This window comes from Halomonas sp. DP1Y21-3, from assembly GCF_019801245.1.
GTDB lineage: Bacteria > Pseudomonadota > Gammaproteobacteria > Pseudomonadales > Halomonadaceae > Halomonas > Halomonas litopenaei.
The window spans coordinates 1-14,528 of sequence record NZ_JAHVJM010000004.1; the positions used below are offsets into that span (position 1 = coordinate 1).

The window sequence follows — 14,528 nt, forward strand, 5'->3', positions numbered from 1 at the left end:
CCGTTCGGTCCCGCGGCCTTCTACCTGAAGGGCGTGGCGCCACCGGAGATCAGCCTCAAGGACATCTTCGTCTCGGTGCTGCCCTTTATCGCCCTGCAGCTATGCGTACTCGCGGCGCTGTTGGTGTGGCCCGAGATGGCCATGTGGCTGGTGCAATGAAGCGGATCGGCCCCTCTCCGGGACCAGGCGCCAGGCTAGACGCCAGCAAAGCCACCTTTCCATAACGTCAACCCATACCTTTGTATGTTGACCATACACCACCCCAGGGGCGTAAGATGCCTCTGGGGCCAACCGTGAACCGGGACAAGGCGCCCACGTCACGCAAGGATATCGCCATGCATCATGACACCCCCGAGACCCTTCGCATCATCCAGTGCCGCCACCAGGGCAGCGTCAGGGCCGCCCTGGTCGAAGGACCGGACCGTGTGCGACTGACCGACGCCGACACCTATACCCTGGCACGCCGTGCGCTGGCCGAGGGCAAGGGCCTGGCGACCACGGTCAAGGAAAGCCTCGGTGACGAGACCCTCGGCTACGCCGATCTGGTCGCGAGCGGTCAGCTACTGCCGCCGCTGACCCATCCGGATCCCGCGCACTGCCTGGTCACCGGCACCGGCCTGACCCATCTGGGCAGCGCCGATACCCGCAGCGCCATGCACGCCGACTCGTCCGAAACCGACGACGCCCAGCTGACCGATTCCATGCGCATGTTCAGGCTCGGCGTCGAGGGCGGCAAGCCCGCCGAAGGCCAGGTGGGCGCCCAGCCCGAGTGGTTCTACAAGGGGGATGGCGACTGCGTGGTGGCCCCCGAGGCGCCGCTGCCCTGGCCATCCTTTGCCGAGGATGCAGGCGAAGAGCCGGAACTCGCCGGGCTCTACCTCATCGATGATCAGGGCCGCCCCCATCGGCTGGGCTTCGCCATCGGCAACGAATTCTCGGATCACATCACCGAACGCTACAACTACCTGTGGCTGGCCCACTCGAAGCTTCGCGCCTGCAGTTTCGGCCCCGAACTGCTGATCGGTGAACTACCCTCTCATCTGGAGGGTACTTCGCGTATCACCAGAGACGGCGAGACCCTGTGGGAGAAGCCGTTCTTGACCGGCGAGGACAACATGGCGCACAGCATCGCCAACCTGGAGCACCACCACTTCAAGTACCCAGGTTTCCGTCGGCCCGGTGACGTCCACGTCCATTTTTTCGGCACCGCCACCCTGAGCTTCGCCGACGGTGTCAGTGTCAAACCGGGCGAGCGCTACGAGATCGAGCTACCGGCCTTCGGGCGTCCACTGCGTAATCCGCTGGCGCCGCCCACCGAGGACGAAGAACAGACCAGCGTCACGCCGATGTAATCGACCGGAGACAGGCTTCGACTGTCCCGAACAATGACGACACGAGCATTGAACGCAGGTCGAGCCGGCGTTGACACTGGTACCAGACAGCAAACCGACAACCCCATCCCCGCAAGCGAAAAGGAGCCAACATGACTCTGGAAGGAAAGCAGCTGATCGGCAGCCAGGCCGTCGAGGCCAAGGGCGAGCCCATCCACGCCGTCAATCCGGCCACCGGTGAGACCCTCGAGCCTGGCTACAAGGCAGGTTCCAAGGCCGAGGTCGAGCGCGCCTGCGAACTGGCCTGGGCAGCCTTCGATAGCTACCGCGAAACCGGCCTCGAGGCCCGTGCGACCTTTCTCGAGACCATCGCCGACGAGATCGAGGCGCTCGGTGATGCCCTGATCGAGCGCGCCATGCAGGAGTCCGGCCTGCCCCAGGCACGTCTGCAGGGCGAGCGCGGCCGTACCTGCGGCCAGCTGCGCCTGTTCGCCTCGGTGGTGCGCGCCGGCGAATGGCTCGACGTGCGGCACGATCCGGCCCTGCCGGACCGTGAACCGATGCCGCGGGTCGACCTGCGCCAGCGCCATATCGCGCTGGGTCCGGTGGCGGTGTTCGGCGCTTCCAACTTCCCGCTGGCGTTCTCGGTGGCCGGTGGCGACACCGCCTCCGCCCTGGCCGCCGGCTGTCCGGTCGTGGTCAAGGCCCACTCGGCCCACCCCGGCACCTCGGAGCTGGTCGGCCGCGCGCTGCAGAAGGCGGTGGCCCGCTGTGAACTGCCGGAAGGCGTGTTCTCGCTGCTGTTCGGTTCCGGTCGCGAGGTCGGCCAGGGCCTGGTCAGCGACGCGCGGATCAAGGCGGTGGGCTTCACCGGCTCGCGCAGCGGTGGCACCGCCCTGATGAAGACCGCCCAGGCGCGTCCCGAGCCGATCCCGGTGTACGCCGAGATGAGCTCGATCAATCCGGTGTTCCTGCTGCCCGAGGCGCTCAAGGCCCGTGGCAAGGAGCTGGGCGAGGCCTTCGTCGGCTCGCTGACCATGGGGGCCGGCCAGTTCTGCACCAACCCGGGGCTGGTGATCGCGGTCAAGGGCGAGGCGCTGGACGGCTTCGTCGAGGCCGCCGCCGAAGCGGTCAAGGGTGCCGGCGCACAGACCATGCTGACGCCGGGCATCCACGACGCCTACACCCAGGGAGTCAACACCCTGGGCGGCAGCGACAAGGCCCGTGAAGTGGCGCGCGGCCCCCAGGGCGACGGACCCAACCAGTGCCAGGCCGGCCTGTTCGTGGCCAAGGCCAGCGACTTCCTCAATGATGAGGCGCTGCAGGCCGAGGTGTTCGGTTCGACCTCGCTGGTGGTCGAGTGTGCCGACCTGGACGAGGTCAAGGCACTGGCCGAAGGGCTCGAGGGCCAGCTGACCGCGACCCTGCAGATGGACGACGGCGACATCGACGCGGCCCGTGGCCTGCTGCCGATCCTCGAGCGGCGTGCCGGTCGGGTGATGGCCAACGGCTGGCCCACCGGGGTCGAGGTGTGCCACGCCATGGTCCACGGTGGCCCCTATCCGGCGACCTCTGACTCGCGCACCACCTCGGTCGGCAGCGCCGCCATCCACCGCTTTCTGCGCCCGGTGTGCTATCAGAACCTGCCGGACGCCCTGCTGCCGCAGGCGCTCAAGGATGGCAACCCGCTGAACGTCAGCCGCCTGGTGGACGGCAAGCGCGAGGCGTAAACCGCCTGGCACACGTCTTCAACCAAGGGTCTTGAACCGACGTAGTTGAAACCATTGCTGAAGACATCGCTGAAAACATGGCTGAACACGTAGCTGAAGCCATGGTTGAAGCGAACGGACGGAGGCGCCGATCATCGGCGCCTCCTGTCTCGTCTTCTTTTTCTTGTTCTTGTCATTCTGTCCCGGTCTTTCTGCCCTGGTCTTTCTGGCCCCGTCTTTCTGTCATCGTCCTGCGGTCCGAATCGCCTGATAAAGACCTGCTGGGAACGATGGCCTTGGGTCATTATTCCACGACGGCTTTCAAGACGCTTAGCTCGCCATCACGTCGCTTATCAAGATTGCCTTGAAGACAGTCATCGAGACATCTATCCAGACACCCATTCAGACATCCTCCCGCCACCGTCTCCTCCTGCCTTTGCAATCACATCCGATCCATAATCGGTGACGTCTCGCGCTTATTCGGCGAATATCTTGGCCATTATTGCCGGCATGAAACGCCCAACTTATTGGCCAAGACATCCCAGAAACATCCTTTCACGCCCACGATCATTCCTGCCCACGATATTGCTCATGGCGCATCCTCTTCTCCGACCAGGCTGGCGACAAACTCGGTCAGTAGTTCAGGCCAGGGCTCGCCCTTGCGCGTGAGCACGCCGTAGTAGCCCAGCGGCTCACCGATGGTCAGCGGCAGTACCGCGAAACGGCCTTGAGAGAAGGTGGTCTTGACCACCGAGCTTGGCAACAGCGACAGGGTATCGGTACTCGCCACCAGCTGAAGCGAGGCCTGGGTGGAGGTGGTCTCGATGACGTTGCGCGGCGAGGCGACGCCGGCCTCGGCCAGGGCCGCCTCGAACAACCCGCGCATGGGGCTCGCCATGGGGTGCAGCACCCAGGGCCAGCGCACCACCTCGGCCAACTCAGGCGTCCCCTGACACAGCGGATGGTCGGGTCGCGCCACCACCGACACCGGCTCCTCCTTGAGCGGCAGAAAGTCGAACAGATGACGCTGGGACGGCTCGGTGTAGCGGCCAATGACGGCGTCGAGCAGCTTGTATTCGAGATCCACCAGCAGTCGATCGCTAGAGTTCTCGATCAACGAGATGGCGAGCCGCGGCCGGTGCGACTTCAACTCCGCCATGGCCCTTGGCAACATCACCGGGGCGGCACCGGGTACCGAGCCAAGCGCCAGCCGACCGTGCCCGCCTTCGCGCAGTGAAGCCAGTTCTTCGACCAGCCGATCGGTGTCGTTGAGCAGACGCCGTGCATAGCGCAATACCGTCACACCGGCGTCGGTCGGTTCCATCCGCCCGGGCTCACGCAGAAACAGCGGTATTCCGAGAAATCCCTCGATGTCCTTGAGCATCTTGCTGGCCGCCGGCTGGCTGATATTCAGCTGCCTTGCAGCCGCGTGCATGTTACGACTTTCGTCCAAGGCGACCAGCAATACCATATGCCTGATCCGTAGCCACGTCTTGGCGTGAATACCGCTGTCATGGGGCATGTAGCGCATCATCCCGATGATTGAAAAACACATGATAACCTGAGGTTATCAAATGGCCAAAAACTTGGATTGGCCGTTCTTTTAGCGCTCTGTTTAGACTGCCCTCACTGACAATAGAACGACGAGACAGCAGCAACAGAGGAACGGGAGAGCAACCAGAGAGGTAGGCGCTTTCCGCAAGCAGCCAACCGCTGATCGACGCCCATGATGCTTTCCCTGGCCACTCGTCGGACAACCAACAATATTCACCACAAGGCCGCCAGCATGACCACCATCACTCGGGTCGACGCCCGCGATATCCGCTTCCCCACCTCACGCCAGCTCGATGGCTCCGATGCCATGAACGAGGCACCGGACTACTCGGCCACCTACGTCATCCTGCACACCGATCAGGAAGACGAGGGCCACGGTCTGAGTTTCACCATCGGCCGCGGCAATGATCTCTGCGTCGCCGCGGTCAACGCCCTGGCACCCACCCTGGTGGGCCGCAAGCTCGAGGACATCACCGCCGACATGGGCACCTTCTGGCGCGAGCTGACCAGTGGCGATAGCCAGCTGCGCTGGCTGGGTCCGGAAAAGGGCGTGATGCACCTGGCCAGCGCCGCCCTGGTCAATGCTATCTGGGACCTGTGGGCCAAGCGTGAAGGCAAGCCGATCTGGAAGCTGCTGGTCGACATGAGCCCGGAACAGCTGGTGCGCTGCCTGGACTTCCGCTTCGTTACCGACGCCATCACCCCCGAGGAGGCCATCGCCCTGCTGCGTCGCAAGGCCGGCACCAAGGGCGAGCGCGAGGCCGAGATGAAGGCCGAGGGCTACCCCGGCTATACCACCTCCGCAGGCTGGCTTGGCTATTCCGAGGAAAAGATGCGTCGACTGTGCCGCGAAGCCCTGGCCGAGGGCTGGCAGCACTTCAAGCAGAAGGTCGGTGGCGACATCGAGGAAGATCGCCGGCGCGCGGCGATCCTGCGCGAGGAGATCGGCGAAGAACGCACCCTGATGATGGACGCCAACCAGATGTGGGATGTGGACGAGACCATCGTCAACATGCGCCGTCTGGCCGAGTTCAATCCTCACTGGATCGAGGAGCCCACCAGCCCCGACGACATCCTCGGTCACGCCGAGATCCGTCGTCGCCTCAGGGGCGGCCTGGAAGGTGGCATCGGCGTCGCCACCGGCGAGCACTGCCACAACCGGGTGATGTTCAAGCAGCTGCTGCAGGCAGGCGCCATCGACTTCTGTCAGCTCGACGCGGCGCGTCTGGGCGGGCTCAACGAGGTCATCATCGTGGTGCTGCTGGCGGCCAAGTACGGCGTGCCGATCTGCCCCCACGGCGGTGGCGTGGGCCTATGCGAATACACCCAACACATCTCCCTGTTCGACTACATCGCCGTCTCCGGTTCGCTGGAAGGTCGCCTGCTGGAGTACGTCGACCACCTGCACGAGCACTTTGTCGACCCGGTGCGTATCCGTCAGGGTCGCTACCTGGTGCCCGAGGCGCCGGGCTACAGCATCACCATGAAGCCCGAGTCCCTCGAGATGCATCGCTACCCCGAAGGCGCGGCCTGGCAAGACGCCTGAGCCGCTCCACCGGCCAGCGGCCCCGGGATGAAACGCTTCCCGGAGCCGCTGGCCAGCACGCCAAGCAAGGGCCAGAGCGTTACGCAATGGCCAGCACGCCACGCAAATTGGAGAGAAGCATGACAACAATCACAACGTCCGTCGCCCCCTTCACCCGTCGCCGCCTGGGCGCGGCCATCGCCGCCCTGACCATCGGCAGCCTGACGCTGGGTGGTGTTGCCACCGCCCAGGCCGCCAGCGAGATGCCGCCGATCCCCGAGGTCGACGGCCCCGTGGCCGAGGGTGACGGCAACGACTACACCCTCAAGTTCAGCATCGGCACCACCCAGTCCGGCGCCCAGTACCGTGGCCTCGAGTACTTCGAGGACATCGTCGAGGCACGCAGTGACGGCCATATCCAGGTCGAGCTGTTCCACAGCGCACAGCTTGGCGATGACCTCCAGGCGGTCAGCGCGCTGCAGTCCGGCACCCTGGAGATGACCGCGCCGTCCACGTCGCCGCTGGTCAACATGTTCCCGGAATTCGCGGTGTTCGACCTGCCGTTCCTGTTCCCCACTCCGGAAGTGGCCGACGAGGTGCTCGACGGCGAGATCGGTGATCGCATGCTGGAAACCGCCAGCACCAATGGCCTCAAGGCCCTCGGCTGGGCCGAGAACGGCTATCGCCAGCTGACCAACAGCCAGAACGCGGTGGCCTCGCCCGAGGATCTGGATGGCCTCAAGGTCAGGACCATGCAGAACCCGATCCACCTGGATATCTGGAAGACCCTGGGCGCCAACCCGACGCCGATGTCCTTCGCCGAGCTGTTCACCGCCCTCGAGCAGGGCGTGGTCGACGGCCAGGAGAACCCCTGGATCACCATTCAATCGTCCAAGTTCAACGAAGTGCAGGACTACGCCACCGAGTCCAACCACGTCTACACGCCCTTTATCACCCTGGTCTCCGAGCGCTTCTGGAGCCGTCTGCCCGAGGGCTATCAGGATCTGCTGTCCGACGCCGCCAAGCAGATGGGCGACTACCAGCGTGAAGTCAGTCGCACCCTCAACGACCAGATCAAGCAGGAGCTGATGGACGAGGGCATGAACATCACCGAGCTGACCCCGGAACAGGTGGCCACCTTCCAAGAGACCCTGTCGCCGGTCTATGACGAGTGGCGCGAGAAGATCGGCGGAGAGCTGATCGACGATATCCGCGCTGTTTCCCAGTAAGCCCTAGCCCGACCCCGCCGCTGTCGGCGGCGGGGTCGTCGTCACCACGGAGGTGACCCATGACCACCCTATCCTCCACTTCCACCCCGGGACTCCTGGGGTGGTTGATTACCACGCTGCGCATCGCCGTCGGATTGCTGGTGCTCGGCGTGGTGTTCTGCGTGACCGCCAACGTCTTCGGTCGCTTCGTGCTCAATACCTCCTACGCCTGGGCCGAGGAGCTGTCCCGGGTGCTGTTCATCTGGCTGGTACTGCTTGGCGCCGGACTCGGCAGCCTCGAGAAGGAACACGTGGCGGTGACCTACTTCAAGGACCTGGCCCCGGCCGGGCTGCGCCGCGTGCTGGGACTGACCGCCGTGGCGGTGATCTACCTCGTCTGCATCTGCATCCTGCTCGGCTTCAAGGAGCTGATCTCCGGCTATACCAGCGCTACCCCCATGCTCGGCATCCCCAAGACCTGGCTCTATAGCGCCATGCCGGTGATGGCAGGGCTGACCCTGATCGCCAACACCCTGGCCCTGGTGGCCCTGCTCAGGAGGTCCGAACCATGATCCTGTGGAGCATCCTTATCGGGCTTGCCATCTGCATCGTCATTGGCATGCCGATCTCGTTTGGCCTCGGCGCCATCAGCCTGTTCATCTTCTTCTATTCCGACTATTCGCTGTCGCCCATCGTCGCCCAGGCAGTCAACGGCCTGGACTCCTTTCCGTTGCTGGCCATTCCGCTGTTCATCCTGGTCGGCGAGGTGATGAGCGAGGGCGGCATCGCCACCCGCCTGGTCCGACTGGCCAGCGCCATGGTCGGCTTCGTCGCCGGTGGCCTGGGTCAGGTGGCGGTGATGACCTCGATGTTCTTCGGTGGCATCAGCGGCTCCGCCGTGGCCGACGCCTCGGCGGTCGGCAGCATGATGATCGAGCCGATGAAGCAGCATCGCTACAGCGCGCCCATGGCCACCGCCATCGTGGTCGCGGCCTCGGTGGTCGGCATCATCATCCCGCCGTCGATCCCGATGATCCTGTTCGGCGTGGTCACCAACACCTCGATCTCCCAGCTGTTCCTGGCCGGCATCGTGCCCGGCATCCTGATCACCCTGGGACTGGCGGCCACCACCTACGTGCAGTCACGCAAGAACGGCAAGGGCCAGGCCTTCTCCTTCCCGGAGCTCGCCAGTGCCCTCAAGGACGCCATCCTGGCGCTGTTGCTGCCGGTGATCATCGTCGGTGGCATCCTCACCGGGGTCTTCACCCCCACCGAGAGCGCCGCCATCGCGCTGGTCTATGCCTTCGCGGTGTCCTTCTTCGTCTATCGCAGCCTGTCGCTCAAGCGCTTCTTCGAGCTGTGCGTGAGCACCGGTCGACTGACAGGTGTGGTCATGCTGCTGCTGGCCTTCGCCAGCGTGCTGGCCTGGCTTCTGACCGCCAACATGATTCCCCAGCAACTGGTAGTGAGCCTGTCGGCCATCACCGAGAACAAGCTTCTGCTGCTGCTGATCCTGTCGGCCTTCCTGCTGGTGGTGGGCTTCTTCATGGACCTGACCCCTGCCATGGTGATCCTGGCACCGCTGATGACGCCGGTGGTGGTCAAGCTTGGCATCGACCCGGTGTACTTCGGCGTGCTGATGTCCTTCATCCTGGGTATCGGCCTGATCACCCCGCCGGTGGGCACCGTGCTCTATGTCGGCTGTGGCGTCGGCAAGGTCGGCATGGAAAGCCTGGTCAAGAGCCTGCTGCCCTTCTACTTCACCCTGGTGGCACTGCTAGTCGTATTCCTGCTGTTCCCGGGAGTGGTGCTGTGGTTCCGATAACCCCGAACTTGAACAACCTGGGCGGCCCCTGGCCGCCCGCCGAGCGGAGAAGCCCCCGATGAGCGCCAACGACGACCTGCTGACCTTTCTGCGAGAGACCCTGGGCAGCACCGGCGTGCTGACAGACGACCTCGAGCGCTATCGGGTCGACTGGGCCGGCGCCCGCGGCGGTTTGCCGTTGGCGGTGGCTCGCCCGGCGACCTCTGAGCAGGTGGCGCAGGTACTCGGCTACTGCCATCGCCACGATATTCCGGTGGTCCCCCAGGGCGGCGGCAGCGGTCTGGTCGAAGGTGCCCTGCCGGACAGCCAGACACCGGAGCTGGTCATCAGCCTGGAGCGGCTTAATAAAATTCGCTCCATCGATCCGATCAACTTCACCGTGAGCGTCGACGCCGGCTGCGTACTGCAGACCATCAAGGACGCCGCCGAGGCCGAGGATTGCACCTTTCCGCTGGCCCTCGGCGCCCAGGGCAGCTGCCAGATCGGCGGCAATATCGCCACCAACGCCGGCGGCCTTAACGTGCTGCGCTACGGCATGATGCGCCAGCTGGTACTGGGTATCGAGGTAGCACTGCCGGACGGCCGTCTGCTCGACGACATGAAGGCACTGCACAAGAACAACACCGGCTACGACCTGAAGCAGCTGTTCATCGGTGCCGAGGGTACCCTGGGCATCGTCACCGGCGCGGTACTCAAGCTCTACCCCCGTCCCCAGGTAACACGCACGGCGCTGATCGGCTGCCCCGACGTGGCCTCGGTGCTGAAACTCTACGCCCAGGCAAGACGCAGCTGCTGCGACCTGCTGACCGCCTTCGAGCTGATTCCGCGGGCCTGCATGGAGCTTGCCCTGGAGGCCGATCCCTCACTGCCGGACCCGCTGGATGCACCCCACCCGGTGTACGTGCTGATGGAAGTCGCCGCCAGCGGGCCTGCCGATCTCGACAGCATGATCGAGTCGCTATTCGAGCGAGGACTCGAGGAAGGCCTGCTGGAGGATGGTGTGCTGGCCACAAGCGATACCCAGGCGGCCCAGCTATGGCAGCTGCGCGAGGCCATGCTGGAAGGCCAGCAGCGCCGCGGCGAGCACCTGCGTACCGACGTCTCGCTGCCGATCTCCCAGCTTACCGCCTTCCATGACCAGGCGGAGGCGGCGATCACCGAGGCCTCGCCAGACTCTCAGGTCATCGCCTACGGCCACGTCGGCGATGGCAACCTGCACTTCAATATCCTGCCGCCGGCGCATCTGGACGACGACGACAAGCGCAGTCTGCTGCATGAGCTGGAAGAGCAGCTGTTTGCCATTGTCGCCGAGTTCGACGGCAGCATCAGCGCCGAGCACGGCATCGGTCGCGTCAAGCAGCCCTACTTCCTCGAAAGCCTGTCGGCGCCGGAGCACGACATCATGCGTGGCCTGAAGCGCCTGCTGGACCCCCGCGGCCTGATGAGCCCCGGGCGTATCCTGCCGAGAATGCAGCGCTGAGCCATCGACTTCCCCTTTTCAACAGATAGAGGTCCTAACATGAGTCCCCGCCTTACCGCCCGCGACATCCTGCCCGACGACGCCGACCGTGCCCTGCTGGTCGGCCGAGTGTGGCGCGACGACCAGCAAGGCCCCGTCCTGGTAACCGTTCGCGATGGCCAGCTTATCGACCTGTCGGCCACCATCAATGTCATGGCCGACCTGCTCGAACGCGACGACGTCGCCGAGCTGATCGCCAACGCCGAGGGCGAGTCCCTGGGTAGCCTGGACAGCCTGCTGGAAAATTCCTGCCAGACACCCCAGCGCGCCCCGCACCTGCTCGCGCCCTGCGACGTCCAGGCGATCAAGGCCTGTGGAGTGACCTTCGCGGTCAGCCTGCTGGAACGCGTCATCGAGGAGCAGGCCGGTGGCGACGCCGCCCGCGCCGGCGAGCTGCGCGAGGAACTCAAGCGCGTGATCGGCGGTGACCTGTCGAAGATCCGTCCCGGCTCCGACGAGGCCATGGCGCTCAAGGCCGAGCTTCAGTCCCGTGGCGCCTGGTCCCAGTACATGGAGGTCGGCATCGGCCCCGACGCCGAGGTCTTCACCAAGTCGCAGCCGCTGTCCGCGGTGGGCCAGGGCGCGGCGGTGGGGCTGCACCCGTCATCGCGCTGGAACAACCCTGAGCCCGAGATCGTGCTGGCGGTGGATGCACAAGGCAACGCCCGCGGCGCGACGCTGGGCAATGACGTCAACCTGCGCGATGTCGAAGGACGCAGTGCCCTGCTGCTGGGCAAGGCCAAGGATAACAACGCCTCCTGTGCCATCGGCCCCTTCATTCGCCTGTTCGATGACCACTTCTCGATCGACGACGTGCGCTCGGCCATGGTCAGCCTGCGCATCGAAGGCAACGACGACTTCCTGCTGGAAGACCAGAGCGACATGCGCGAGATCAGTCGCGACCCGCTGGACCTGGTCGGCCAGACCATCGGCGCGCATCACCAGTACCCCGATGGCTTCATGCTGTTCCTCGGCACCATGTTCTCGCCGATTCAGGACCGCGACGGGCCCGGCCAGGGCTTTACCCATCACCTGGGTGATGTGGTCACCATCTCGACGCCTCGCCTGGGCGCTCTGGTCAATCGCGTCGAACGCTCCGACCAGCTGCCCCCCTGGACCTACGGTATCCGCGCCTGGCTCGCCCACCAGCGCGGCTGACACCACGCAAGACCCGCACGAACCGACATCTCCCTTCTGCCTCGCCCTCGGCGAGGCTTTTTTGTTTCAGGCCGCCAACTGTGCCATTACGCGCTGCTACTCAAGCATTCGCGCATGCGGTATGCGAGTTCCCGCGCCGGACATGGCGAGTGACATGGGCCTGACATATACCTTCAAGACCCCTCCCGCCGATGTCAGTCAGTGAATCGACATATGACGGTTGTTCTTGCGCAAGGCGCGTTACATCGCGAATGCAAGGTCAGGAACAACGCAAGGTCAGGAACAAGACCGGCAACGTCATCGCTGCACTCGCGCGAGCGAGGGGACCAAGGAACATCGACCATCATCAGACAAGGGCCTCAAGGCCCGGATAAAGGACAGGGAGCAAGCCAAAGGCCACCCAAGAAGCCTGCGCCGCCCTTGCCGTGACTCGTCGCCGTCAGCGCAGCACCCGTGGATGGATGCGTCCAGGTGCGCCTCGGTGACCAAGGAGGACAGACCATGCTCAGGATTTCCCGTCTCACCGCCATCGCCGCCGCCATGGGCGCCAGCCTGATCGCCTTCGACGCGGTCGCCGAGACCTACTTCGAGATCACCGACGGGGAGCTCACGCGCCCCACCGGCTTCCGCGAATGGGTGTTCGTCGGCACCCCGCTCACGCCCAATGACATGAACAACGGCAAGGCGCCTTTTCCCGAGTTCCACGCCGTCTACATCGATCCGGAAAGCTGGGACCACTGGAAGGAAACCGGTGAATTCCGCGATGGCGCCATCATGATCAAGGAGCTGATCAGCGTCGGCAGCAAGCAGGCGGCCAGCGGCAACGGCTACTTCATGGGCGAATACATCGGCCTCGAGGCGACCATCAAGAGCAGCGAGCACTTCCCGGACGAGCCCGGCAACTGGGCCTACTACAGCTTCTCGACGCCGGACCACTCGAGCCTCAAGGAGACTGCGGCGCCCTTCCCCACCGCAGCCTGCAACGCCTGCCACGCGGCGGCGGCTGCCGATGACTTCGTCTTTACCCAGTACTACCCGGTACTGACCGCCGGCAAGGGCGCCGGCGACGACGCCGGTGGCGGCACCCAGTCCCAGCTTGGCAACGACGGCTGATCGCCTGTCTGCCCCCGTTCCGACAGTCCAGGGCCTGAACCATCGGCCAGGGAGTCAGAGTCAGGAACGGGGACCATCTGGAATATGGTGCCTAAAGGTGCCACTGAAAGGTGCTATGTAGAAACGTGCGGTACGTGCACATGCGAACCGCAGCCGGCCGTATAGACATATAAACACCCGATACCCAGTAGCACGAAGGCCGGCAAGACAAGCACCTGGCACCACCGAGCATGAAGCGATGGCGGTGACCCTGCGTCACCCTATGGCCTTGCAGGGTACGTCTACCGGCGAGCCACTGGATTCGCCCCGGAGTCCAGAAGTGGCATAGGGGCTGCCCCGAGAGAAGGATGTCTCTCGGCAGCGATATCCGCCATCCTTCTTGCGTTCCCTGCCCTCCTGGCGGCCCTCCCCGGCCGCCTTTTTTTATGTTCTCGGCGCCCTCTTCCCGCGGACGAGCGATATCCGTCCCAGCTCTTTGCTATCGGCCATATTCCGCTGCCCCGGCTCTCTTGATCCTTTACGACCAAAGTCGGCCCTTGGCGCCAATTGCAATCCAGCCAACCTGCGCCATACTACGGATAACGTCATGCTAGCAGCCTGTCATACCACCTAGCGAAAACCGCGACACGAGCAGGCTTCAGTTAGACGGAGAGCACCAGGCCTTCGTCACTACGACACCTGATGTTTCGCCGCCATAGCAACAACCTCGTCGCCCCTGCCAACAGGAGACATCATGCGTCTGTCAGGAAAGACCGCCTTGATCACCGCCGCCGGCCAGGGCATCGGTCGCGCCACCGTCGAGCGCTTTATCGCCGAGGGCGCGGAGGTCCACGCCACCGACCTCGATCCGGCCAAGCTCGAGGATCTGGCAGATCGCCGGGGTGTCCGCTGCCACACCCTGGATGTGACCGACCCTGCGGCGATCGCCGAGCTGGGGGCGAAGATTCCGACACCGACCATCCTGTTCAACTGTGCCGGTTACGTGCATAGCGGCAGCCTGCTGGAGTGCTCCATCGAGGACTTCGATCGCTCCATGGCGATCAACGTCACCGCCATGTACCACACCATCTCGACCTTTCTTCCCGGTATGCTGGAGGCCGGTGGTGGCAGCATCATCAACATGGCGTCGGTCGCCAGCAGCCTGAAAGGTGTTGCCGGACGCTTTGCCTACGGCACCAGCAAGGCCGCCGTCATCGGTCTGACGCGCTCGGTGGCGGCGGACTACGTGACCCACGGCATCCGCTGCAACGCCATCTGTCCGGGTACCGTGGAGTCGCCCTCCCTGGCGCAGCGTATTCGCGCCCAGGCCGAGGCTCAGGGACAGGACGAAGCCCAGGTGCGCCAGGCCTTCCTCGACCGCCAGCCAATGGGACGCCTGGGCAGGCCAGAGGAGATCGCCGCACTGGCCGTCTATCTGGCCTCCGATGAATCGGCGTATACCACAGGCACCAGCCAGATCATCGACGGTGGCTGGCTGGCGTGAAGACACTGATCGACGGCAATGCCATGACGTCGGCGCGATATAACGTCACCGGCACCAGCCAGATCATCGATGGCGGCTGGCTGGCGTGAAGACACTGATCGAC

11 protein-coding genes and 1 pseudogene are annotated in these 14,528 nt (G+C 64.6%); 11 read left to right on the forward strand and 1 reads right to left on the reverse strand.

Features of this window, described 5'->3' with window-relative positions:
• From KUV74_RS20870 to KUV74_RS12100, 3 genes and pseudogenes are all read left to right on the forward strand, one after another.
• Nucleotides 1-159, forward strand: a pseudogene (locus tag KUV74_RS20870) (C4-dicarboxylate ABC transporter permease); the annotation flags it as partial.
• A gap of 176 nt (nt 160-335) precedes the next feature.
• Nucleotides 336-1,352, forward strand: coding sequence for an AraD1 family protein (araD1, locus tag KUV74_RS12095; protein WP_222516430.1), 1,017 nt, complete (start codon nt 336-338; stop codon nt 1,350-1,352).
• A 131-nt stretch (nt 1,353-1,483) separates the two neighbouring features.
• On the forward strand, nt 1,484-3,061 hold the full coding sequence (locus KUV74_RS12100; RefSeq protein WP_222516431.1) for an aldehyde dehydrogenase (NADP(+)): 1,578 nt from the start codon (nt 1,484-1,486) through the stop codon (nt 3,059-3,061).
• Between the two features lie 568 nt (nt 3,062-3,629).
• Here the strand turns inward: KUV74_RS12100 and KUV74_RS12105 are convergent.
• Nucleotides 3,630-4,595: a LysR family transcriptional regulator gene (locus KUV74_RS12105; RefSeq protein WP_083970676.1), complete on the reverse strand. Its 966-nt coding sequence runs from the start codon at nt 4,593-4,595 to the stop codon at nt 3,630-3,632.
• Nucleotides 4,596-4,826: 231 nt separating this feature from the next.
• Here KUV74_RS12105 and KUV74_RS12110 point away from each other — a divergent pair, with 231 nt between their 5' ends.
• The 8 genes from KUV74_RS12110 (at nt 4,827) to KUV74_RS12145 (ending at nt 14,425) form a co-directional block, all read left to right on the forward strand.
• Complete coding sequence (locus tag KUV74_RS12110; protein ID WP_124804894.1) at nt 4,827-6,140, forward strand: L-fuconate dehydratase; 1,314 nt, start codon at nt 4,827-4,829, stop codon at nt 6,138-6,140.
• Nucleotides 6,141-6,259: 119 nt separating this feature from the next.
• The gene (locus KUV74_RS12115; protein WP_124804835.1) at nt 6,260-7,348 is read left to right on the forward strand and encodes a TRAP transporter substrate-binding protein; all 1,089 of its coding nucleotides are present in this window, start codon (nt 6,260-6,262) and stop codon (nt 7,346-7,348) included.
• A 59-nt stretch (nt 7,349-7,407) separates the two neighbouring features.
• Nucleotides 7,408-7,899: a TRAP transporter small permease gene (locus KUV74_RS12120; RefSeq protein WP_045995049.1), complete on the forward strand. Its 492-nt coding sequence runs from the start codon at nt 7,408-7,410 to the stop codon at nt 7,897-7,899.
• Nucleotides 7,896-9,152, forward strand: a complete 1,257-nt coding sequence (locus KUV74_RS12125; RefSeq protein WP_124804836.1) for a TRAP transporter large permease — start codon at nt 7,896-7,898, stop codon at nt 9,150-9,152. The genes KUV74_RS12120 and KUV74_RS12125 overlap by 4 nt, the downstream gene beginning before the upstream one ends.
• Nucleotides 9,153-9,210: 58 nt before the next feature.
• A complete protein-coding gene (locus KUV74_RS12130) occupies nt 9,211-10,632 on the forward strand; it encodes an FAD-binding oxidoreductase (protein WP_222516432.1) in 1,422 nt (473 codons plus the stop codon).
• Nucleotides 10,633-10,671: 39 nt separating this feature from the next.
• On the forward strand, nt 10,672-11,829 hold the full coding sequence (locus tag KUV74_RS12135) for a fumarylacetoacetate hydrolase family protein (protein ID WP_222516433.1): 1,158 nt from the start codon (nt 10,672-10,674) through the stop codon (nt 11,827-11,829).
• A 501-nt stretch (nt 11,830-12,330) separates the two neighbouring features.
• On the forward strand, nt 12,331-12,942 hold the full coding sequence (locus KUV74_RS12140; protein ID WP_124804839.1) for a cytochrome P460 family protein: 612 nt from the start codon (nt 12,331-12,333) through the stop codon (nt 12,940-12,942).
• Between the two features lie 733 nt (nt 12,943-13,675).
• Entirely contained in the window at nt 13,676-14,425 is a 750-nt protein-coding gene (locus KUV74_RS12145; RefSeq protein ID WP_108133185.1) for an SDR family oxidoreductase, read from the forward strand.
• Nucleotides 14,426-14,528 lie beyond the last annotated feature (103 nt).